The organism is Listeria marthii, from assembly GCF_014227425.1.
Lineage (GTDB): Bacteria > Bacillota > Bacilli > Lactobacillales > Listeriaceae > Listeria > Listeria marthii.
Genome location: NZ_JAASWB010000005.1, coordinates 203,703 through 227,157, shown reverse-complemented (window position 1 = coordinate 227,157; position 23,455 = coordinate 203,703). Strand labels below are relative to the sequence as shown.

General features: G+C 35.5%; 25 protein-coding genes. 7 read left to right on the top strand and 18 right to left on the bottom strand.

Annotated features, from left to right (window positions below; genetic code table 11):
- From HCJ55_RS11225 to HCJ55_RS11210, 4 genes are all read left to right on the top strand, one after another.
- Positions 1–1,149 carry a DUF58 domain-containing protein gene (locus HCJ55_RS11225; RefSeq protein ID WP_185518229.1) on the top strand — a complete coding sequence of 383 codons (1,149 nt, stop codon included), beginning with the start codon at positions 1–3 and terminating at the stop codon, positions 1,147–1,149.
- Positions 1,146–3,305, top strand: a complete 2,160-nt coding sequence (locus HCJ55_RS11220) for a transglutaminase TgpA family protein (protein ID WP_185518227.1) — start codon at positions 1,146–1,148, stop codon at positions 3,303–3,305. Before HCJ55_RS11225 ends, HCJ55_RS11220 begins: the two co-directional genes overlap by 4 nt.
- A 114-nt stretch (positions 3,306–3,419) precedes the next feature.
- A complete protein-coding gene (locus HCJ55_RS11215; protein WP_185518283.1) occupies positions 3,420–4,166 on the top strand; it encodes a DUF4866 family protein in 747 nt (248 codons plus the stop codon).
- 20 nt (positions 4,167–4,186) lie between these two features.
- Positions 4,187–4,852 (top strand): YoaK family protein, encoded by a 666-nt coding sequence (locus HCJ55_RS11210; RefSeq protein WP_008946883.1) that lies wholly within the window; start codon positions 4,187–4,189, stop codon positions 4,850–4,852.
- 46 nt (positions 4,853–4,898) lie between these two features.
- Here HCJ55_RS11210 and HCJ55_RS11205 read toward each other — a convergent pair whose 3' ends face one another.
- The 3 genes from HCJ55_RS11205 to HCJ55_RS11195 form a co-directional block, all read right to left on the bottom strand.
- Positions 4,899–5,624, bottom strand: coding sequence for a DUF2238 domain-containing protein (locus tag HCJ55_RS11205; RefSeq protein ID WP_008946882.1), 726 nt, complete (start codon positions 5,622–5,624; stop codon positions 4,899–4,901).
- Between the two features lie 211 nt (positions 5,625–5,835).
- Complete coding sequence (locus HCJ55_RS11200) at positions 5,836–6,765, bottom strand: LCP family protein (protein ID WP_008946881.1); 930 nt, start codon at positions 6,763–6,765, stop codon at positions 5,836–5,838.
- A gap of 138 nt (positions 6,766–6,903) precedes the next feature.
- Complete coding sequence (locus tag HCJ55_RS11195; RefSeq protein ID WP_008946880.1) at positions 6,904–7,215, bottom strand: hypothetical protein; 312 nt, start codon at positions 7,213–7,215, stop codon at positions 6,904–6,906.
- A gap of 171 nt (positions 7,216–7,386) precedes the next feature.
- Here HCJ55_RS11195 and pbp4 point away from each other — a divergent pair, with 171 nt between their 5' ends.
- Together pbp4 and HCJ55_RS11185 are read left to right on the top strand one after the other, a co-directional pair.
- Positions 7,387–9,423, top strand: a complete 2,037-nt coding sequence (gene pbp4, locus HCJ55_RS11190) for a penicillin-binding protein PBP4(5) (protein WP_185518225.1) — start codon at positions 7,387–7,389, stop codon at positions 9,421–9,423.
- Between the two features lie 204 nt (positions 9,424–9,627).
- Positions 9,628–10,896, top strand: a complete 1,269-nt coding sequence (locus HCJ55_RS11185) for a condensation domain-containing protein (protein WP_185518223.1) — start codon at positions 9,628–9,630, stop codon at positions 10,894–10,896.
- A gap of 34 nt (positions 10,897–10,930) precedes the next feature.
- Here the strand turns inward: HCJ55_RS11185 and HCJ55_RS11180 are convergent, their stop codons facing one another.
- Both HCJ55_RS11180 and HCJ55_RS11175 read right to left on the bottom strand, forming a co-directional pair.
- Positions 10,931–11,554: a nuclear targeted protein LntA gene (locus HCJ55_RS11180; RefSeq protein ID WP_185518221.1), complete on the bottom strand. Its 624-nt coding sequence runs from the start codon at positions 11,552–11,554 to the stop codon at positions 10,931–10,933.
- Between the two features lie 227 nt (positions 11,555–11,781).
- A complete protein-coding gene (locus HCJ55_RS11175) occupies positions 11,782–12,627 on the bottom strand; it encodes an SDR family oxidoreductase (RefSeq protein WP_185518219.1) in 846 nt (281 codons plus the stop codon).
- A 107-nt stretch (positions 12,628–12,734) separates the two neighbouring features.
- On the opposite strand from HCJ55_RS11175, the gene HCJ55_RS11170 reads away from it, so the two are divergent.
- On the top strand, positions 12,735–13,202 hold the full coding sequence (locus tag HCJ55_RS11170) for an Rrf2 family transcriptional regulator (protein ID WP_489433839.1): 468 nt from the start codon (positions 12,735–12,737) through the stop codon (positions 13,200–13,202).
- Positions 13,203–13,248: 46 nt separating this feature from the next.
- On the opposite strand, the gene HCJ55_RS11165 is transcribed toward HCJ55_RS11170, so the two are convergent.
- From HCJ55_RS11165 to HCJ55_RS11100, 13 genes are all read right to left on the bottom strand, one after another.
- Positions 13,249–14,136 carry a hypothetical protein gene (locus HCJ55_RS11165; RefSeq protein ID WP_185518217.1) on the bottom strand — a complete coding sequence of 296 codons (888 nt, stop codon included), beginning with the start codon at positions 14,134–14,136 and terminating at the stop codon, positions 13,249–13,251.
- A 938-nt stretch (positions 14,137–15,074) separates the two neighbouring features.
- On the bottom strand, positions 15,075–15,668 hold the full coding sequence (locus HCJ55_RS11160; protein WP_311773395.1) for a hypothetical protein: 594 nt from the start codon (positions 15,666–15,668) through the stop codon (positions 15,075–15,077).
- Positions 15,644–16,240 (bottom strand): hypothetical protein, encoded by a 597-nt coding sequence (locus tag HCJ55_RS11155; RefSeq protein ID WP_185518215.1) that lies wholly within the window; start codon positions 16,238–16,240, stop codon positions 15,644–15,646. Before HCJ55_RS11155 ends, HCJ55_RS11160 begins: the two co-directional genes overlap by 25 nt.
- Positions 16,241–17,122: 882 nt before the next feature.
- Complete coding sequence (locus tag HCJ55_RS11150) at positions 17,123–17,608, bottom strand: DUF2716 domain-containing protein (RefSeq protein WP_160124121.1); 486 nt, start codon at positions 17,606–17,608, stop codon at positions 17,123–17,125.
- An 81-nt stretch (positions 17,609–17,689) separates the two neighbouring features.
- Positions 17,690–17,860, bottom strand: a complete 171-nt coding sequence (locus HCJ55_RS11145; protein ID WP_003725223.1) for a hypothetical protein — start codon at positions 17,858–17,860, stop codon at positions 17,690–17,692.
- Positions 17,861–18,159: 299 nt separating this feature from the next.
- Positions 18,160–18,825: a hypothetical protein gene (locus HCJ55_RS11140; RefSeq protein ID WP_185504483.1), complete on the bottom strand. Its 666-nt coding sequence runs from the start codon at positions 18,823–18,825 to the stop codon at positions 18,160–18,162.
- Between the two features lie 33 nt (positions 18,826–18,858).
- The gene (locus HCJ55_RS11135) at positions 18,859–19,215 is read right to left on the bottom strand and encodes a hypothetical protein (RefSeq protein ID WP_185518213.1); all 357 of its coding nucleotides are present in this window, start codon (positions 19,213–19,215) and stop codon (positions 18,859–18,861) included.
- 73 nt (positions 19,216–19,288) lie between these two features.
- A complete protein-coding gene (locus HCJ55_RS13945; RefSeq protein WP_228470596.1) occupies positions 19,289–20,332 on the bottom strand; it encodes a hypothetical protein in 1,044 nt (347 codons plus the stop codon).
- A 28-nt stretch (positions 20,333–20,360) separates the two neighbouring features.
- Positions 20,361–20,591, bottom strand: coding sequence for a hypothetical protein (locus HCJ55_RS11120; RefSeq protein WP_228465093.1), 231 nt, complete (start codon positions 20,589–20,591; stop codon positions 20,361–20,363).
- Positions 20,588–21,727 (bottom strand): hypothetical protein, encoded by a 1,140-nt coding sequence (locus HCJ55_RS11115; protein WP_185518211.1) that lies wholly within the window; start codon positions 21,725–21,727, stop codon positions 20,588–20,590. The genes HCJ55_RS11120 and HCJ55_RS11115 overlap by 4 nt, the downstream gene beginning before the upstream one ends.
- A gap of 476 nt (positions 21,728–22,203) precedes the next feature.
- Entirely contained in the window at positions 22,204–22,476 is a 273-nt protein-coding gene (locus HCJ55_RS11110) for a hypothetical protein (RefSeq protein ID WP_185503072.1), read from the bottom strand.
- A gap of 38 nt (positions 22,477–22,514) precedes the next feature.
- Positions 22,515–22,898, bottom strand: a complete 384-nt coding sequence (locus HCJ55_RS11105) for a hypothetical protein (RefSeq protein WP_185503071.1) — start codon at positions 22,896–22,898, stop codon at positions 22,515–22,517.
- A 67-nt stretch (positions 22,899–22,965) separates the two neighbouring features.
- Positions 22,966–23,385 carry a hypothetical protein gene (locus tag HCJ55_RS11100; protein ID WP_228465561.1) on the bottom strand — a complete coding sequence of 140 codons (420 nt, stop codon included), beginning with the start codon at positions 23,383–23,385 and terminating at the stop codon, positions 22,966–22,968.
- Between the last annotated feature and the right edge of the window lie 70 nt (positions 23,386–23,455).

Genomic DNA, 23,455 nt, shown 5'->3' with positions numbered 1-23,455 from the left:
ATGTTGAAAAAACGCCTCCTATTAGCATCTCGGTGGATTATTATGCTAATTATTTACGCTGGACTTTGGGCTTATACGTTATTTCAAGGCGACACAGCTAGTTGGTTTTTAACCTATTTCTTTAGTTTTATCTTGTTACTATTATTTTTGTCCTCGATTTATCCGCTCAAAGCGTGGAAAGTAAATCGAAATTTTGTTAAAACGACCTACCATGATGGCGATTTAGTTGATATGCAAGTATCGTTCTCTCGAAAATCGCGTTATCCAGTGGGTTATTTGCTATTCCAACAAAAAATACCGGCTAGTTTCGGTAAAGTGAGCGCACGCCAACAAGTGGTCTATCCGCTTTTTAAAAAGAATTTCACGGTGACGCTTGCTGGATTTGCCGGTGTTCGTGGGATTCATTCATTCCCGCCACTAGATGTGGAAACAAGTGATGCATTCGGTTTACTGGAACGTTCGCGCCAATTGTCGACCGAAAAAACGCTCACTATTTATCCCACCTATTTTCCTGATGTATTAGAAAAAATCAGTGAAGTTTCTCCGGAAAACGAACGCAATGCAGCTTATTGGACACTCAAGAAAAACAGCAATCTGCACAGTTTGCGCGAATTTTCTTCTGGCGACCGAATTTCCCTGATTGACTGGAAATCTTCTGCTAAAAGTGACCGGTTGATGACCCGGGAATTTGAAAATAGCGCAACATCACGCTTGTCAGTCATTTTTTATGGCGCTAACCATCCAAATTTCGAATTATCACTTCGGGCAGCATACTCATTTATCCGCAAAATCTCCGAAAATAATGGGGAAATTCGTGTTACGCTTCTAGGCGACCAAACGAGTAAATTTGCACCAGCGAAAGGCGCGAATAGACTTCAAGATATTTCGACAGCTTTTGCTGAAATTGCACCGGTAGATAGTTTAACCCTACAAGAATCGCTTGATAGTAATTTACATGCTGGTGAGAAAATCCTTTTATTTACACCGTGTATGGATACGATGTTAATGCAAAAAGTGACCCGTTTAACGGATAATAAACAGCTTCAAATTATTACATTTCAGTCAGAACATTCCAAAGCGATGGATGCTCCAGCGATTTTTCTTGAGCCAGCGAGTCTTCTAAGCAGACGGGAGCGTGAAACTAAATGAAAAGATACTTATCGCTCGTAATGCTGTTCATTCTTTCGGTTTTACTTATCTCCGAGTGGATTTATCCTTTTGCCGAGCTGACAGAACTCTCAACAGCAAATTGGATTATTTTATTTATTACTATTTCACTCGGCAGTTTTTTCCTCCGTTTGAAATATTACTGGACCATCCCTCTTCATGTCGTGATGATTTTCATTGTTTCAGGAATTTATTACGCTAAAGGTGGTATTCTGTCCGCGAATTGGTTTAGCTCCTTTTTCCAAATTACCTTTAATGGTTTTAAAGATATGGTGCAGTTCCGTTCTTCTGATATTTCTATGGACTTTATTTTAATCGTCTTTTTAATTGCTTTATGGCTTTTGAGTTATATTACTACGTATAGTATTTTGCGCAAACAGCGGATTATGAGTGTGTTAGTTTTAACGGTTGCCTATTTAGCGGTTATTAATACTTTTACGGATTATAATAGTAATTGGGCGATTGTTCGGACTGTGTTGGAAGGATTTTTACTGCTGCATCTTGCGCTGGCTAGCCGAATTGCAGCACCTAATCGAATAAGTGGGGATTCCTTGAAACGAAATGGGATTTTATATCATGTTTTTGTGATTATGTTACTGGCGGTTTTTGTTTTTAGTTCGTTAATACTTCCGAAAAAGGCGCCCATTTTCCCAGATCCTGTACCGACGATTAAAAATGCGCTTGGGATTAATACTTCGCGCACGGTTGGTTATAGTGAAGACGACACAACGCTCGGTGGTGCACTCAAAAAGGATAACGGGACTGTATTTACCGCACGTACGGATAAAGGCCACTACTGGCGCGTAGAGTCGAAAACTAACTACACTGGCACCGGCTGGGCAAATGCAAACTCAGGCGATGTGGTATCTTTTTCTTCCGGCGATATGTTCCCGATTCAACTTACAGAACAAACTACTGGTCCTACAAACACGGCTGAAATTAGTTTTGCTTCTTCCAGCGACTACATGCCTTACCCGTATGGAACGCAGACGGTGAATGGCGCTGTCGATTCGTTTAGTGCCAATTTAACGATAGAAAGAGTTGGACCTGTGGATACTATCAAAAATTACACGGTTCAATTAAAAACGCCTGTTTACAATATTGAAAAGATGCAAAGCGCGGATTTTAGTACATTATCTAGTGCCTTTGTTTCAAAATATACGCAAACGCCAAGTGAGTTACCGGATCGGGTTGCAAAACTGGCTAATAAAGTAACCAAAGACGCTGATTCCATTTATGACAAAACAAAAGCTATCGAAAGCTATCTAAGCTCTTCGGGCACGTTTACTTATAGCACAGATGATGCGAAAGAAACGCCTAGGGGAGCCGATTATGTCGACCAATTTTTATTTGAAACGCGGATTGGTTATTGTGATAATTTTTCTACTTCGATGGTTGTGATGCTTCGTTCGCTTGGGATTCCAGCAAGATGGGCCAAGGGTTACACACCCGGCGAGGGCGAGAAAAAAGAAAATGATGCGAAATCCACGTACACGATAACAAATAATAATGCGCATTCTTGGCCGGAAGTATTTTTCCCAGGTACTGGTTGGGTTCCATTTGAGCCAACAGCAACGTTCTCCAACCCAGAAGACTTCCAAGAACCGACAACCGAAACAGCTAATAAACCAGAAACACCGAACGATAGCACGAGCACGCCAGAAACACCAAATACACCAGAGAAAACACCAGAACAAGATAACGGCAGCAGTTCCACTGGTGAAGCAACGAAAAAAGAAGAACCTAAAACAGAAACAGCGGCCTCTAATTTCAAAATTCCTGCTTGGTTTTGGTGGATTCCCGCTGGATTAGTTACAGCATTACTTGTGTTGGCCGTATTATTCAGACGCAGAATTCGTAGTTATTTATTGCTTCGTTCCCTGAAAAACAAACCCGCATTTGGCAAAACGTATCATAAGCTATTGAAGTCACTCGCTTCTTATGGTTATGTGCGCGAATCAAGTGAAACTTTACGTCATTTTGCGGTGAGAGTTGATGCGGATTTAAAAACAGCTGATTTCTCGCGATTGACTAAAATTTATGAAGCTCAGGTTTATAGTAATGGTTTGGATGAAAAAGAGCTGAGTTCGGATGAGATGGAGCTTGTTCAGCAAATTATTGCTAAATTAAATAAGTAAACAGAGAAAAGCGCCCGCGAAAATATCGATGGGCGCTTTTTATTATGTAATATTTTTATCTTTTATCGATAAATATGAGATAATATTAACATGAAAAATAAAGGAGACCTGAAAATGACGACTATTTTCCCAAAAGAGCAAAATGTAGCTACCCTTTTCGAGCAGATTTTAGCTAATCCAACAGCTTGCAGGCGGTTCAAAGATGTATTTCTGGATAATTTAGAGAGTTATCAAGAAACGCGTGGTTTTGAGAAAGACGACACACTTTTGGCTAAAATCATTTTATCCTCCTATCAGCAAAGTGATGTCAGTGCGTTATTGTTAGGCGTTTGCGGCAGAACTTTATTTGAGCTTCTGCGTCAAGCTTTTCTTATTCCAAAAAAATTAACAGCAGATAACCCTTTCTTTTTAACAGACGCACAAGGTCATTTTATTGTAGAAATTCCTAATCGGGAACAAGAGAAATTTCAAGAAATATTTCAGACTGATCTTGCTAACTCCGAAACCGCGATTTATTTAGTTGATGACGAGGACACGGTGCATTCCTATGAGTCAGATTTTACGGTATCCACTAAAAAAATTAATAAAAAAAGAGGCATTCTCGTACTCTACTCCCTTCCTAATACTTTAAAATTAGGATTGACTGAATCGCAAGCTTATGCGGTTATTTGGAAAACTTTTTTACAAATACAAGAAATTATTCCATCGAGCAGAATTTTTTATGGGCAAGAAACCGCTGAAAATGCAGATGAATTAGGCGTCTTTCTTCCTATTCATCATTTCGAGAAAAGACTGTTACAGAATATCGAGCAGATCAATACATTAATTAGTACATTGCGCGAACAGATGGTTAATAAATAAGAAAAAAAGGATGAAAAGCTATGGCAAGAACTAGGCAAATTTCAGAATCAATTGGGTTGGGGCTTTTGCTCGCTCTCGCAGGCGGGTTTATGGATGCTTACTCTTATATCGAAAGAGGACAAGTATTCGCTAATGCGCAAACAGGGAACATACTTTTATTTGGAATTAATATTTCGGAAGGTAACTGGGCTACGGCTGTTCAGTATTTTTGGCCGGTTGTTTCTTTTACGGTTGGGATTGCGCTGTCTGAACTGATTCACCGGCGTGCTATTCGGCGGCTCCACTGGCGGCAGCTTTCTGTTTTGATTGAAGTGGTGATTTTGATTGGGGTTGCATTTATTCCGCTTGATAAAAATCTTATTGCCAATTCGCTGATTTCTTTTGTCTGTGGGATTCAAGTGGAAAGTTTCCGAAAAATGCATGGTAGAGGGATTGCGACGACGATGTGTATTGGGAATTTACGGAGTGCTACGCAAAATTTATGTGATTATTTTGAGTACAAGGAAAAACAATATCTGCATAATAGCTTCTTGTATTTTTCCGTTATTCTTAGTTTTATTATTGGTGCAGTTGTTGGTAATTTCTTTATTCAGTTATTCGCTCAATACGCCATTCTCGTTTGTGCATTTTTACAATTTATCGCCTTTTTAATGATGTTTATTGATAGAGAAAGAAAAATTATCTAAAAAAACTGCCAGCAAAATGATTTCTCACTTTGTTGGCAGTCTTTTTTTATTTCGCTTCTTCGTCTAGTTTTTTAAATTCGAAGTTTTTCATCCATTTTTTATTTTTACGAATGGAGAAGTAACCAACGATGGAAATGACGAATGCGCCGAGGAAATCGACGAACAGATCGCCCATTGTGTCAGCAACTGCTGCGTGGCCTTGAAGCATTGTTCCATCTTCCAGCATTGTTTTTTGCATGTTCATTCCAAAGCTATCCGCTGCAAATTCATAGAACTCCCAGAAAACGCCTAGGAATACGGCAAAACTACAAGCAAATAATGCTACAAAAACTGGACTCATCGAAAGTGTAACGCGTTCATCATTATTTAGTAAGCTCACAATCGAGAAGCCAAGCCCCCCAAGCATCGCGCCACTAAACGTATGTAAAATCGTATCCCAGTTAGGAATTAAATAATAGAAACTACGTACTTCGCCAAGATAAATGGCACAATATAAGAAAACGATAAAAACAATATACATCGCATTCGGAATCACGAATTTCATTTTTTTACTAATGATGGATGGTAAAAATAGCACTACCACACCAAGTACACACTGCATAAGCATAAGTGAGTAGTCGCCCTTTGTTTGTTGTCCTTCTGGAACATTGCCAGACGGTGCTGTAATTAAATTAACCGTTGCATAAACCATCGAAACTACGAGCGTTACTAATACAAAAATTGCAAGAATCTGCGCCCAGTTCCATTTTCTTTTCTTTGTTTTGTCTTTCATGAAGCGTCTCACCCCTTTTTAAAATATGTATTCATTATAAGCTATGTGAAGCGAAAAAAGAAATTTAAAACAAGATTTGTCAATATTTTGTGACAATATTCTGTCTGAAATTAGCAATATTTTCTATATTAGTACATATTGGTTTGATAACTGGCTTAACAATGACTATAAAAACACGGAAATCCAGTAACGAGGATTTCCGTGTTTTTTGTTATTTCAAAAAGTCTTGTAAAGCTTTCGCATTTGCGGCTACATCGTCTAAACGAAGGACTGCTCCTGCGCCGTCGATTCGCTCATTGTGCCATTTCCCTTCAACTGGGATGGCAAATTTTTCCATTGTTTCGGTTTTGCCTAGTAGGAAATCTGCGCCAATGGACATTAGTGTTCCTGTTGGGATATTAGTGGAAGAATAACCTTGTAGTTTTCCGATGACATCTGGAATTTTTGCTACATCACCAACGTCAATGGCTTGTTCTTTCAAGGCTTCTAACACTTGTTGCTGACGGCGAATTCGACCGAAGTCACCTTCTGCGTCTTTACGGAAGCGAGCATATTGTAAAAGTGTTTTACCATCCATTACTTGCTCACCTTTTTTAATATTTGCATCGATATTTTTCGACATATCTTTTTCGGCGTTAATTTTGATTCCTTCTGGTGCTAGCGTATCAACGATCTTAGGGAAACCTTCGAAATTGGCTACTACGTAATATTGCACGTCTACACCAAAGTTTTCTTTAATCGTTTGGCGTACAAGTTCTGGTCCGCCGTAGGAATATGCTGCATTGATTTTGTTTTTACCATGTCCCGGGATGTCCACATATGTATCACGCATGATGGACACGAGTTTTGGCGTATTTGTTTTCGTATTATAATGAGCAATCATTAAGCTATCTGAACGCCCTTGGTCTTCTCCGCGTGAATCACTGCCGATAAGTAACACATTAATCTCATCGCCAACTGCTTTGACACCATTAAATTCGTAATCTTTTAATTTACTTTCTGTTTGCGCTTCTTTTAAGCTAGATTGATATTGAAAATAACCGATAACTGCAACTACACCAACTAAAATTAATAGGGCTACAAGAATAGTAACAAAAATTCTCCCTTTACGCGCTTTTCTTTTTCGTGCATGTCTTGCCATTTTACACACCTCATTTATTGTAACTTACCTCCATATTACAATAAAATGACAAAAAAAGAGAGCGATAATTCCATAAGATTTTTTAAAGATTGGGAAAAGCCCTCTAAAAGTCTAGGTTTTAGAGGGCTTTTATAACTATTAAAGGGTCCCATCGCTACTTGTACTACTGTCACTTGTTCCAGAATCAGAACTATCATCTGAGCTTCCTGGCGCTTGACCTGGTTGACCGGACGGCGGTGTTCCACTCGGTTCCCCACTTCCTCCAGGACCTTGCATCGTTCCAGTATTATTTTCCGGGGTATTTTGACTAACTGAATATAGTTGATAACTTAAAACACTAATAATAATGACAGAAAGAATACTAACAATAATCGTGCTCCACTTCCATTTATTGTGGATGCCTTTCCCACGAATAATGAGTTTCTTTTCTGGCTGTTCCATCTCTTCCATCCAACATCATCCTTTCGTTACCACTACTTTACCAAGCAAATAAGAACAAATTATGACATGAATTAGAAAAAATTATGTCGGACAAAGCTAAAGTTTTCTTTAATTTTTTCAGCTTTTTTCGAAGTGTTTGGTATAATTAATTGAATATAACATGAAATTAAGGGGTGTATTATGGCTAGTTATAGTGGGAAAAAGAGGAATAACAAGAAGGCAATTTTGATTGGAAGTATTGCCGCTGTTGTCGTCCTCGCGGGTATTGCCATTTACTTTTTCATACAAAATCAACATAAAGATGAAAAAAATGCTTTAGCAGCCGCAGAAACTTTTACATCAAATATCGCTAAAGAAAAGTACGATAAACTTGGAAATAGTGTTTCAAAAGAATCTCTCAAAAAAGTTGAATTTACAACGAAAGAAATGGAAGCCAAGTATCAAGCTGTTTATGACGGCATTGGCGCAAAAGATATTAAAGTCAAAAACCTCAAGTCTGTCTATGATGACTCAGCGAATAAATTCAATCTAACTTACGAACTAGAAATGCGCACCAGCCTTGGAAAACTCGCTACACAAAAATATAAAACAACTATTTCCAAGCAAGATGACGACTGGAAAATCGACTGGAAACCAGCGCTTATTTTCCCGGGGATGGTAAAAACGGATAAAGTCCGCATAACCGAAGATGACGCAGAACGTGGCCAAATCGTTGATAGAAATGGCAATCCGCTCGCAACAACTGGTCAATTTGCCGAAGCTGGTATTGTTCCTTCGAAGCTCGGTGAAGGCGATGAAAAAGTGAAAAACATTACTGATATTAGTAAAAAACTGGATATTTCCACAGAGTATATTAACAAACAACTCGAGCAAAAATGGGTTCAAGCGGACAGTTTTGTTCCTTTAGTTACGTTAAAGAAAGAGAATTTGCCCGAATCAACTGGCCTTACTTACGCGCAAAAAGAAATGCGCACCTATCCTCTAAATGAAGCAACGTCGCATTTGATTGGTTATGTTGGCGAAGTTAGTGCCGAAGACATCGAGAAAAATCCAAAACTCAGTGTCGGTGATGTGATTGGTAAAAGTGGTTTAGAACGCTACTACGATAAACAACTGCGCGGCAAAAACGGCGGTGCAATCAAAATCATCAACGATCAAACGAAACAAGAAGACACTTTGCAAAAAATTGATAAAAAAGACGGCGAAGAAATTAAACTGACGATTGATGCCGCGATTCAGAAGAAAGCTTTTGATAGTCTTGGCTCTGAAACTGGTGCCGTGACAATGATTAATCCTACAAACGGCGAACTTTTAGCATTAGTTAGCACGCCTTCTTATGATGCCAATCAAATGGTGCTCGGGATTACTTCCGAAGATTACGCGAAATACAATGACGATAAGCGCTTACCTTTCTTAGCAAGATACGCCAATCGTTACGCACCAGGCTCTACTTTTAAAACGATTACTGCAACGATTGGGCTTGATACAGGAGTAACAAAACCTGATAAAGTCCGTGAAATTTCTGGCTTAAAATGGCAAAAAGACGCTTCTTGGGGTAATTATTTTGTCACTCGTGTCCATGATGTTCCAAAAGTAAATATGACCGACGCACTCGTGCACTCGGATAACATTTATTTTGCGCAGGAAGGGCTCGAAATCGGCAAAGATAAACTAACTGCTGGTTTGGAGAAATTCGATTTTGATAAGGAATACAACCTTCCGTTTACAATGAAACCCGCGCAAATTTCGAATGAAGGGCTGAATTCGGAAATTTTATTAGCTGATACAGCATACGGCCAAGGTCAGCTACTAATGTCGCCAATCCAACAAGCAATCGCCTATTCTGCCATTGCCAACGATGGAAAAATGCCTTATCCAAAACTAGATACAAAAGAAAAAGCTGGCGAGTCTAGCCAAGCAACCGAAGCCGCATCTGCCAACCAGGTCAAAGCGGCTCTAGTCAAAACAGTTTCCGACCCAGCCGGCACAGCCCATGCCTTACAAATCCAAGGTCACAATATCGCAGCTAAAACTGGTACAGCGGAACTAAAAGAAAAACAAGGCGAAGATGGCCTTGAAAATGGTTTTGTTTATGCCTTCGATGCTGACAATCCGAATTACCTCATGGTCGGAATGACCGAAAACGTTAAAGGTCGTGGTGGTAGCGGGCTTGTTATTGATAAGTTAAAACCAGTTATTGAGAGTATGTATAAATAAAAAAGAACGACCCAGTTCATGAACCGGGTCGTTCTTTTTTACTTAGTTTTCAAGGAATAAATCAGCAAATTCATCCCAAAGAACACTAAATTAGTTTTTTCGCTTTTAGGTAATGCTCTGGTAAAAGCGAATTAGTTTCGCAATTCCGCTTTCAGGGAAACTATTAACAACTATTTAAACCAAAGAAAGAAGGAAGGAAGTCCCATGGTAAAAATTACTACTTATCCCGCTGAACCTTCTGATGTTAAACATTATATTTCTGGAGAAAAAATGAAAAATGACCACCATTTGCATACGGTACTTACATTTGATAATCATTTAAATATAGACGTTCTAAAAAAAGCAGTTATGCAGTCTACTCAAAAACTTCCGCTATTACTTTGTCATTTTAAAGAAACGAAAAAAGGCGCTTTTTGGCAAGAAAGTGTTTTTTCTGCGGTGGATTTGGTTTTCTTAGTGGAAACGCAAACGCCCGAAACCGAAGTGAACCGTGCGCTTGTTAAGAAGTTATCTACGGAAAATGGTCCGCAAATTTGTTTGACTATTGTTCGGACGGAAACCGCAGATCAGCTTGTTATTATTATGAACCACATGTTAGCGGATGGCGCTGGTTTCAAGGAATATCTTTATTTGCTGAGTGAAATTTATTCTAAGATGTTGGAAAATCCGGATTATCAGGCGAATTTAAGCTTGGGTTCGCGGAGTTTGAATCAAGTTTTTGAGCAATTTTCCCGCAAAGAAATAAAGTCGATTTTCACTGAGAAAACGACGCAAAAAGCTGTCCATAATCCATCTTTCCCACTGAAAGGCGATCCGAAAAATCCGGAAATCATTTGGACTAAAGTATCGAAAACAAATTTTTCGCAAATTATTCATTATGCTAAAGAGCACGAAGCAACCGTTAATGACGTGCTTTTCGCGGCAATGGTGCGCACCGTTCAACAAACAACGCAGCAAAATGAGATGTCTATTGATTGCCCAGTGGATCTCCGGAAATATTTGCCGAATAAGACAAGCCGCGGCATCACCAACTTAACCGCCAATATTACCTGCCAAATGAAGACAACGGACGACCTAAGCTCATTCGAAAGCACCCTTCAAGCCGTCAAAAAATCTCTCAATCCACAAAAAAACAGCCTAGCTCCTTTGCGAATTTATTATTTATTGGAATTCATTTTCAAGAAAAAAAGCTATTCTATTGCCAAAAAAGCATCTGAAAAAATGTATTCTATTCCGAAAACCAGTTTTACAAATATCGGCATTATTGACGACGAAAAACTCTTTTTTGAAGGAAGTACTTTAACAGATTGCTTCATTTGCGGTTCTCTAAAATATGCTCCGTTTTTCCAAGTCGCGGCTACTACTTTCCACGGCGAGCTGACACTTAGCACTAATTTGCATGGTACTGCGCAAGATCACACTTGGCAGAAAGCATTTTTGGAAAAGATGATTGCTAATTTCCCTTCTAAATAAACAAAAAGCCATCCCCAGTCAGATGGCTTTTTGTTTATTTTTGACTATCCAATAATTGGTAGCCTACTTTCAAGTTATTCAAGGCTGTTTGTAATTTATCCGTGCGCACCTTTTTAAAAATGATTTGATTATGATATCTTTTTTTAAATGCAGCTTCACTATCTTTTTTCCCATTTAGCAAATCTATCGTCACTTGTATTCGCTGTATTTTGAAGTCGCTCCACTCTGTAAAAACTTTTTTAAATGTCTGTGTATCTGCCGAAGCTTCCGAACTTCTTTTTAGTGCGTCTATATTTAAAATTTCTTGCTGATATCGCTTCATTGTGTCGATCATTTGATTAATATTATCATTCGCAAAGTCTAAATCTGACCAAATTTCTCCCTTAATCGTATCTTTTAAAATGTTTTCCGAAGAAAGCTCCCGTCCTTCAAATTCTACTAAATCAAATTTAATTAATGCTAAATCTTCGGCCGAAAGTTGTGGCTTCGGCTTGCTCGTCTGTTTTGTTGTCTTCGAGTTGTTTACGTCCCCGCTTGCTTGCTCGCCCCCATCGTCACTAGTAGTTACCGCTAATACGACGACAAGCACCGCACCGATAATCACTACAATTTTCCACGTTTTTGATAACCCTTTGAACCAATCCACTAATTTTTTCACTTGTTTTCCTTCTTTCCTTATCTATGCAAACACTTCTTTTCCTTAGATAAATCTGCAAAAAATAGCTCAGTAACTCACATAAATTTTTAGATTGGAATCAAAGAGCATATAGAATTATAGTCCTCTTTTCATTCAATGGTTAAAATGTCTTATAAATAGTACCGATAAAAGGAAGATTTTTCAGACATAAAAAAAGCCCACCTCAATCAAGGTAGGCTGTTTCATTATTATTTCAACAATTCCCGAAGCGCATCCACGCGATTCGTTAATGGTTTTCCTAACGCATTTGCAAAATCATCAGAAGTAACATCTAATTGGTCGTTCTTAATATCATGTTGGAATGATAAGAACATTTCTGCGACTGGTTGTGGCATGCCAATGGAAACTAGATTTTCCACGAAGCCTTTATCATCAGAAGCGATAACTTCGAAATCTTTTCCGGTAGCTTCTTTTAATACTTCTGTAAGCTCAGCATACGTCATCAGTGGGCCAGATAGTTCTAAAATCTCTGGGAAGCCTGCGCCCGCAACAGCTTTTGCCGCTACTTCTGCATATTCACGTTTGAGCGCCCAGCCAACTTTACCGTTTCCAGCTGCATAAACAAATTTCCCAGCATTCAAAGCGCCGCCAATCATTGGCATTTCATTTTCAAAATACCAGTTGTTGCGCAAGAATGTGTGCGCGATTCCGGATTTTTCAATTACTTTTTCAGTAAAGAAATGATCTTCTGCTAAAGCGCTTGCGGATTTATCTGCGCCCGCGAAACTTGTGTAAGCAATGTAAGAAACTCCCGCTTCTTTTGCTGCATTTACAACATTTTCGTGCTCTACTTGACGATTTCCTGGAGCACCCGATACAAATAATACCCGGTCGATGCCTGCGAATGCTTGCTTCATTGATTCCACGTCACTATAATCACCAATTCTGATATTAAATCCAGCCGCTTTTAAGTCCGCGCCTTTTTCTTCATTACGAACCAAAGCATAAATGTCAGATGTTGGAACTAGCTCTTTCAAATAATTTAAAGCATATCCTCCAAGTCCACCTGTTGCGCCTGTTACTAAATAAGTCATTTAAACCACTCCTTCAAAATTTTATGCTGTACATTTATAATTTACACCTTTATAATAAACATTGTGATAAGATAAGTCAAGAAGAAAACTTGAAAGGATTGAAAAAAATGAAATACTCCATCCAATTTAGTGACGCTATCCATATTTTGGCTTATATAGAGATTTTCAAAAATACGAATTTATTGTCGAGTGAAATAATCGCCGGCAGCGTTAAAACAAATCCCGCTAATATTAGAAGAATTATGAGCAATTTAAAAAAGGCGGATTTAATCACCACGCAAACTGGTAAAGCGAACCCTATTCTTGCCAGACCGCCAGAAGAGATTTCGCTACTTGATGTCTATAAGAGCATCGAGGGCAACACGAATTTAATCCACGTCGATCCAAAAACCAACCCTGATTGTGTTGTCGGCGCTAATATCCAGCAAGTTCTTACGAGTAAATACGATTTGCTACAGAAAAAATTAGAACTTGAAATGGAGCAAATAAAACTGGATAGCATCGTGCATGATATTTCTGTGTTGGAGAGTAAAGATCGTCCGCAAAATATGGAGATTTTAGAGAAGTATTTGTAAAAAAAGGACCTAATCCATTGAAATTGGATCAGGTCCTTTTTATAAGTTAATTTTGAAATGAAGTAAAAGATGCAGCTTTTTTCTTCAGAATATCTAAAAATACTTGTTGATTGGAAATGGCGCTACCTTGTAATTGAACTTGACCTAATTTCGCAGTTGCAAGTACACAAATGAAGTCAAATTCGTGGTCTCTTTGCGCATTTTTGATGATTGTATCGTGTTTATCATAATGAACTTCTACTGTTAATTCTTCCCAGTTAAGCACCGTTCCATCTAAAGAAATGCCATCTTGTGTAACAAGGATTTTTTTAGCATTAGTAGCCATTAATTGATCTAGTTGCGCTGATTTTTGCGTATTTAATGGATTATTTGTTAGCTTTTTATCTAATTTCTGGTAAAAAGCTCTGTAATCGCTCGGAGCTAGGAAATTAAATGATAGCTGATTTTTTTCATTAAGTACTTTCTCATTAGTAGCAATTAATTTTGGCGCAACTTTTGTCAGGAAATTTTCTAGTAGTTCCCCGGATTCGCCCACTCTTGCTGGGATATAAATCCAGTTATTTGTATTTTCCGCGCGGTAAAGCACATTGTTCACTAGCTTTAGCCCTGGAACGCGTAACATTTGAATTTCTTCTATATTTTCGAAAGGAATAACCCCTTCAGATTTCCCTTTAAACAAGGATTCAATCCCATTTTCATGTAATTGGAAAGAACGAGCATAAACAGTACTTTTCACGCGGATTGTAAGTAAAAGTCCTCCGATGAAAAATAGTACTGCACAAGCGCCGACGCCCATTACAATAAGTTGTTTTACTGAGTCTGTTACATCGAGATAAGTCCCTATGTCTGTTGGTGTTGTAGGCATTGCATTTACTTTAAAAGTAACAAATATCAACATGACTCCAATTAATAAAATGACAAGCGCCAAAATCATTGCGCCTATATTAGTCCGATGTCGTTCTTGGTAAGTTTTGATAATCTTTCCCCCTAATATTTACTTAAGCAACGCCATGATGATCCCAACAATAAAAAGACCAATTACAAAACCAGCAATAGATTTCCAACTTCTTTTTTGTTTCATTATGTCTCCTCCGTTTCTCTAGATGTATTGTGAAACTTTCATTTCAAGTCTTTTATAAAATACCATACAAAAAGCCCGAAATCAACGTGTTTTTGAAAGGATTTATATCTAATTTTCCCGGCAAACTCACATTTTGAATTTCCATCTTGTAAAACATTGGTATTTCAGTAATTACCAAAATTTGTTCTATACACAAAATCGACATTAAAATTATAGTATGTTAATAGAATCCCATCCATCGGCACATAATCTTCCTAAATATATTGAGCAACCATTAATTTCTCGCCGTGCGTTAACGGCTTGCCCTCACTATCTTTCTTTAAAGAACTTCGAGCTAATTCTGTAAACTCTTCGTATGTCATTTGTGTAAACTCCTTTTTTTATTTAATTTTAAGCCACGAACAAGAAGTCTTTCACTAGCGCGATTACAAAAAGAACCAAACACACAAAATATACACCGCATATAAAGTATAGAATATTTTTGGTATTATAAGTAACCAATTTCAAGCGCAAAATAATAAAAATTATTCCGAGTGTCAGTGTGTAAACCGCTATTACACTCAACAAAAACGTAAGCATTGCCTTCCTCCTAAATTATCCTGTAAAGAAAACAAATGTAGACAAAATGACGGCACCTACTATCGGAAATATGTAAGGCATACATTTGAGTAACTTATTTTTCTTTCCTTTATATTTATCAAAGATGATAAAGCATAAAGTATTTATTGCTAAAAATTCAAGCGAGATTATCATTTTCAAGAATATCACGGTAAGAATAACCTCCTTTTGGATTAAACATGTTTGCTGTAACTCTTAATTAAACGCTTCCTGAACTTCCTGTATAGTCTATCTTTCATCCCCAAATTCTCCACAGTCAAAAATGTTTTTACGTCGTACCAAGGAATATCGATATCCAGTTTTTTATCAACCGCTAAAAGGGCTGTGTCTGAATATTCATTAACGAAAAGAAAGAGTTGCTCAGAAGGGAAATACATATAGCAATATAAAAATATAGTTGTCTCCGTTATATTTTCAAAATCCAAATTTTCTACTATATTTGCTTCACTCTGTGTAAAATCTATTGTTTCTCGTAAATTTAAGATAGTAATACTCTTTTGCAAAAATTTCTTTTCACCTAGAATTTCACTAATATATGCTTTCTCATCCTGTGTAATTTCCACAATTTGTTTAATCATATGGATGAATTCTTTCGTATCCAAAGAAATAGCCTCTGGTTCTTCAAAATAAAAGTTGTATTTTTCAGGATTAAGAAATACTTGTTGTGGCAAGCATTTTTCTACATTGATAAGCTTTTTTATTCTTTTTTCAACCTCAACGCTCGTTAAAATGGGCATAAAATCTATCTCCTCAACCTTTGCTTCCACCTGCGCAAAATCTTCCTCAGAAAATTTTCTTTTTCCAATTCTTCATCCGACCTGCAATTTATAATATATTTAAAATAGCTCGAAAACTCCGAGTCATAGCTAAAATTATCTTCCCCGTACTGAATAAGTTGCTCTCTGTTTCCTCTTTTCCATTTCAAAGAATCTTTTTCTGGTATACCAAAAGAAGTCAAAAAAACGTCATCTGGGTTATTTATTGCTACATTACGAAGCATTTCTTTCCCTTTCTCCTCAAGCTCCAAATAATTATCATCTTCCTCAAAATAGATTGGATTAATTTCCATGCAATAACCCATTATCCAGTTGACCTCTGTAATATTTTCCAGCTCGCTAATGCCAAAATCATACATGTTTTTTAACTTATCGCCTTCCGTCTCATCATCTTCCACTTCATACATATCAACCAGCATATCCCATCTTATATAAAACGCCCGCACAAAATAACGAATATTCTTCTTATCAGACATCCAGGTATTATAGCTATAATCTAATACCTCTTGAACCTTTTCCTCCATCTCCAACCGATCCAGCTCTTTCCATTCTAGGTTTATCATAACAGCCCTCTTTTCTGTGAGTACTTATTTTTATAATATAAAAGCTATCATGAACAAATAAATGATATAGCAGCACATTAATATACCCCATACCATCGAAATAACAATCATTTTGTAACTTTTTTTCAGATAACATAAAATCCACAATGCAATGGTAACTACTAGGCTCAGTAGGGTTAGCACTAATAATAAATTGGTACTGAACACCTCATCCCAGACTACAAATAAAGCATATGAAAGAGAAAGTCCACAAAATATAATTCCTGCACAAATCACATAAACAAAGTTCTCCTTCCACCTTGTCTTCAAATCGTCATTAAAATCTCGATAAACTATTAATATGTAACCCGAAAATAACGCTACTAAAACACAAAGTAAACTTATTATTATATTCATAAATGCTGCTTTCTCCGTACTTTGAACTAATAGAAAAAAATGATTGAACAAAAAAATAACATAAAAAGTCATCAACGCGCACCAAATAATCGTCAAAATTATTATAATGTTACTTCTCTCATTTTTATTAAATATGTATAGAAAAATACTAGTAACTATTACAAATATAATCATCTGATACATCGTAGCATCGTCGCGCACTTCCCACGGGATAAAGAAACCAAAAGAAAAAACAGCAGAATAACAGAGCTCTAAAATGCATAATATCGATATAGCTGTTGAAACTAGCTTGGGCACTTTACCCGCTAGTTGTTTTTCCGTTCGAAGCAATAGCACGCTAGAAAATACAATTAAAGTGCATAAAAGACTTCCTAATACTTTAGTTAAGAAAATAATGCTGTTCACTTCCTTTTGTAATGGTAATTTTGTTGAATTTCAGAACGTCATTAAGTCCAACCACCAAATTTCACAATACAATAAACAACGCTAATCTAAAAAATCAAATTCCAAACTATCCACTTTACCTATAAAATCTTCCCCAACTACAATAATCGAGCCATTGTTAAAATCAGTAATCCATCCCTCCATCAAATCTTTAGAAAGAAAAAACACTGTATCTGCTTCTGGCAGGAAACTTGGCATCCATATTCCATCAGCTTCTTCATTTAAAACTGAAAAAAATTCATAAGAATCCACTTCAAAACAGTCATGCTGCCAATCTAAAACATACATTCCATTTTTAAAATAACTAGCAAACAATTTCTTCAATTTATCTGCATTATACTTATACTCTTCTGATACTTCACCATCAGCATTATATGAAAAAGTCATGATATTTATGTTTTTAAGCGAATAGGTTTTATATTTAAGATTGCTTGGAGAAATAGCTTTATGACTATAATTTTTAAAGTCATACAGATCCCTTATTTTCTTCCATAAAATGTCTGCCTTACTATCTTTAATTACAGTCATTCCCAAAAGTCTCATCTCCTTCTAAAAATACTCTTCCTTATCAAAGTTATTAGTTCTTTCCGCCTCTTTTTCACAAATCCCTTAACCCAAAAGTCCGACATAAACCCCGAGATAAGCATACATTCCAACTGAAAAAGTACATAGGACAACAGCACATATACCTTTAAATATCATACTTATTCTACTTCTTTTAATTAAATATAATCCTGCAATTATTACTAGGTTAATCAACGCTGCAATTGAGATAGCCATAATAGAAAGACCTCCTTAATAAAATAAATATGACGTGATTACTGTTATACCAAGTAAGATTAAAAAATATATTTCTATAATTCTTGTTGTCCGCTTTCTTACCTTTTTAACATCCATAATTTCTAGTGAGAACATGACAATAAAAATTGTTTCTAATCCCAAAAACACAGTTACAATAATATCTGTGAGAAAATTATAAAAAAACATATGAATTAAAATGGAACTCATGAGAAATAATATTAAAAACAGTAGAAAGCTATTTTTTCTGATAAAAACCAATAAGTATTCAACTCCAATTTTCAATTTACTTCAACCTTATACACTAAACCTTTTCTTTGCTTGTGTTCCAAAATCAAATTGTTATTATCTAACCATTTAAATTTCCCTAGATACTGGGAAAATACTGCTGGGTTAGGTGAATCACTGATTATTAATTCTTTTTTTATTATTTTTCTTTCTTTATTAAAAATGACAATATGTATGTCTGCTTTATACAATCCATGTTCAATATAAATTTGTGCTTTTTGCTTTCTATTCGGACTGGATTTTGGTTTTTGATAATAGTACTTATTTTGATAATCTAATTCTTTTACTTTTTCGTATGCCTCCATAAACTTAGTCTTATCTAAGCCCAAATCACAACATGCTTGCATAGCACCTATATGAAGTAGTTCTAAAATAATCTTTTTCTTACTTGAATCAGTCTCATCATTAAACTGATTTAAATCAAAAAACGTATTTTCAAAATAAACTCTATAAATATCATCGAGGTGATGTGATTTATCTACCTTTTTTCCAATTGGTATACAATTTATATCAATACAAGAAGTCTCTTTTGTCACCATTGGCTTAAATGCACCTGAATACATTTCTGAAATACAATGACTTTGACTATCAAATGACATTACTGGATTCTTTTCTTTATCATAATCAAATCCAACAGAAAAATAGCTTAATTTTTTCATATTTCATCTCCAATGTTTTATTCTAGGTAACCCTTACGGATGAACAAAAGTCAAAACCACATAAGTTACATACGTAAATAAATTAACTACCGTTAGAACTAATACGCATATACCTATTAAAACTCCTGATTTTACTTGCTTACTTAAATAATTCATGAATATATTCGCTAAAAGTAGCCCTATTTCAATTAGCAATACAATGTACATATATGTGTGTACTTCTTCTACACCAGAAATAAGTAAGCCTGTTCCAACTGTGGACAATCCAACTATTGACAAGATTGCGATTACTTTTCCGAGAAAACGCTCCTCTTTTTTTATCGTAAGTCCACCTACTAAAAAGCATATAAAAGCTATAATAGAAATTAAAATATTTAAAATAAAATCCATTTTCCACTTCAACTCTCTTTTTTTGTTAAACAACTTATGAATAAATACGATTCTGATATAGAATAAAAGTCATCTACACCAGCTCTAATATAGACATATCCGCCGAATACGCCATTAACTCACTTGAATCTGATAAAATGACAATTAACGGAAAAAATGCTAACAATTCGGCTCTTAAATTGTCTTTCGTTGGCATTTCACTAAGTTTTAATTTATCTATATCCTTAGAAAAGTCACTATCTTTTTCTGCTAAAAGATACTTATCATAGTTAGAGCCCTCATCAAATCGCTCTTCCTTTTCCTTATAAAAATTAGCATATGTCTTTCTAAATCTAGTTTCCTTTACAAGGACTGATTTATCAGCTGAATCATCGAATTTATGGGACAAATGAAATTGATAAATATCATAATGAAGAATAAGCCTCTTCATTATTTTTTTAATATCTTCATGAATTTCTTCCAGACATTCCTCTCGATTATCGTATGCACCCGCTGTTGTTATGCCTTTTAAATAGATCATTTTTCTAACCCTTTGCTTACAAAAAAATATTTTGTTAAACGTTTTTAAATATTTTCGATTACCTTTTTCAGTCCACGCTGACCAATCTTGAAAATGTTCAGTAAACTCTTCAACTGTCATACTTTCTAAATTTAGGAATGAGTCCGACTTTACAAATGTTTCCTCCGTGGCTAAAATAACGAAACTAAATTCTCTAACAAAATATAAGCCCCAATTACCTGCGTTAGAAAATAAACACGCCTCCTCAAACGTTAAAAAGAACGTATTTTTCACATCCTTAGATTCATTTTCCAGTATATCAATCTGTTCGATGATTTTCTTTGGCTCAAGCGAAATAGGGATTTCAGCTACCGTATAGTCCATATTGTTTTCAGGAACAGTAGTAAAAAACAAATGCTGGTCATTACCATCAGCCAGATTTTCTAAAATCCATTTCCAACCAATTTCTTCATAAAAATAATCCATATCATATACGTAGAAATTGTTGAATTTATGATTAAATACGTTATGGGGTAACCAATTTTCCAGACTAAACATCCCAGTAAATTGTTCATTAAAGCTTGCATACGGTTTCTTTTTCAGCTCTACCTTCTCCAATTAAATATCCCCTTTTCTGCAGTATTTTCTAGTCAGCATCATTAACAATATCCACTAAATCTTCTATCTCTAACCCATAGTTATTTGGTCTTTCATCGTCTTCTAAACCATACATGATAAACGCGGATGTAAGAATATCCATTATCGCATCGATACTCTCACGTTTAAGATTGTCTACTCCATTATTTTCAATTTCGTTAATGTATTCAGGATGCCTTGTTAGCAGTGTATACAGCATTGCTCTTTGTCTTGTTTTCATGCATTTCCCTCGTTTCCATTACGATAATTAGCTATAAGTTCCGCTAGAAATTTCTCCTCATCTTTTAGCCATGGACACCATTCTTCTCCTGGATTCGCCGCGAACAACTCTACTTCTTTCCAATTTTCAAGCGGATTTTTGATGGAAAGAGATTTTTTAATTGCCAAAATACTAATTTCACTCTCTTTATCACCAAAAATAAAACAGTCGGAATTAAAGTACCAGTATAAATAATCAAAAGCCACAAAATCCATTTTTTCTGTATCGCTACACCATAAAATTTCACCATATTCCTTTTCCGTTATATCTATACTTAATTCAGCATATGGAACATCTATTTGTTTTATCTTTTTAAAAATAAATTTTCTTATAGTTTCATAATAAGAATGTGGCGTAAACAACCTGACACTTTCTTGCTTAAGCAGTTGTCCAATTTTATTTAAGTCGTTTATGAAGTCATCGTCATAACAATGAAAGAAATCGGTAAAATAAAAATCATATAACTCCGGCTTTTTAAAAATTTGTTTTGGTAATACCGCCTTATAGTCAACTAAGTACCCAATCTCATTTCTCAAATTTTCATTATGATCCTCAATCAATCGAGATTTTGCTCCTGTTCCTTGTACAGTATCCAGTAATTCTGTATTAGTAATTTGTTGAAAAATCCGCACCAAATCTATCCCTTTTGAAAATATGCCTATCGCTCTAACATCAAGTATAGGGGCGATAATAGCCATGCCATCTTCTAATTCGATTTGTTTCCTACAATCTAATTCTATTTTTTGTTTAAATAAAAATAGCCTATTCAGATATGGACTATAATCACCTTCTATAAACAAACGGAACATTTCTTGTTTAAGTTGTTGCGATTCCCCCTGCAAGAAAACTTTTTTATATCCACCTTTTTCGTCTCCTTGCAATTTTTCATAAGGACCATCCACATCATTCAAAAAATAAGCAGAAATCATATATTCGCCAAAAGCCTCGCAAATATCATATACATCTTGCTCTAACAGTTTTCCCGGGTCTTTAAAATAGTAAATATATATTTGGTCCGCTCCGTCGATTCCTATGTCACTTCCATACTCGAGTGCATCTTCGGCTCTGACAATCTCTATTTGTTCTCTATTCAACATGTGGTTCACCTTCTTTTTTTAGAAAATAATTAGTCCTAGACAATCAACAAAAACATTCAATATTTATCACCGTTTTTTATAAAAATAAATCCCCTATCTGTATTGTAAAAAACACTCCCAGAGCAAACACTAACCAAAACAAAACCTTGCTCCATTTTTGCTTTTTTGGCTCTAAATTAAGACAAGTTACTAAACAAATAATTACTAGAAATATATACATTGTTAATAACAATGAAAGAATCCCCCTCTTTTTTTCAATAAAAGTATTCCAAATTACCTAATTAAACAGTTCCTTAATCGCATAATACTCATATAATCCAAAAGTTATAAACACGATTAAAAAAACGGTTATTATATATGTATTTTTGTATTTTTTAGGGATATTATCTGAAAAAACTAGAAAATAGATTAAAACTAGTATATTTACTATTAACAGTATGATTAATATATCCGGCATAATTAATTTCTCCTCAACTTCAATATAAAAAAAATGAACTGATTAAAATGCTTACAAACATAATAACACAGGTGATTTCAAGTGACTCTTGGATTCTTTTCTTTAATTTCATTTTGCCAATTAAATCAGATAACATAAAAATATTTGCAATCAGAATAAACCCCACACTAACTTCTATAATGGATTTAGCCCATGATGATTCCAACAAATAATATGCTATTACTGTAACTATTAGCAACAAAATTACGCCTAATTTGAAATGTTTCCAAGATTTGTGTTCTTTATTCGTCATTGTCTTTCTCCTAACTCATTGAGGTTTGTAGTAAGTTGTTAGACACCCAATATAATTACGCTAACACCTAGCTCAAGTGCTTTTTCTAGCCATGCTTCTATGCTACGAACCAAGATGGACAACGACCGAATACCCGCATCTTTTTCTACCATACTATCTGAAATTGCTACCATATCTCGCTCTTTCAGCTTATTTTTTAAATTATCTACTTCCTCAAAACTAAAATGATTCTCGCCAAACATGCTGAAATCCTCTTTACTCTTTTCAAAATCATCAAGTAAATATTCAAAAATATCGCTATTAACATAATACGAATCTTCATCCCAAAAACCTTTTTTGGCGGAACTATATTTAAATTCTACATACATCGTTCCTTCTAATTGATCTTTTCTTAAAAACAACTCATTATCTATTTTTTTCATAAGCAATTATTTTCCCGCCTCTAATATTGTTTTACCACTAGAAAAACCGAAACTTCTTTTTCTATATTTAATGATCTAGTTGTTTACTTATGATTATAACCGAACTTCCATCATAATCCGACATGACCAAGAACTCGTCCTTGCCTAAACTTAACTTCATTTTCCCCACTACCTTATTTCTTTTAAAAAGAGTGTCTTTCTGTAAGTAGTGCAAAATTCTGTCTAGTTTATGCCCAGATATAATATACACAAGAAAGTTCGAGTTGGCTAAAAGTCTGAAAACAAATAGAACTTCATCGATTTGCAGATTATCTGTTTGGATATTCTGAATTAATAACAGCTTCTTACCTTCATAAGAAATCTCCTTCATTTCACTATCTGGAAACTTCTCGTTCAAATCTTCTCTATCAAAAATGCCAAATTCTAACAGTAAATGAATAGGTTGGCTTTTATTTGCAATCATATTTCGTAGGTCATCATCTGACATTTCATCGTTGTAACTAGTTTTTATTTCTTCCTGATTTTCTAGTGTGAAAATGCTGTTTTCTATAATTTAG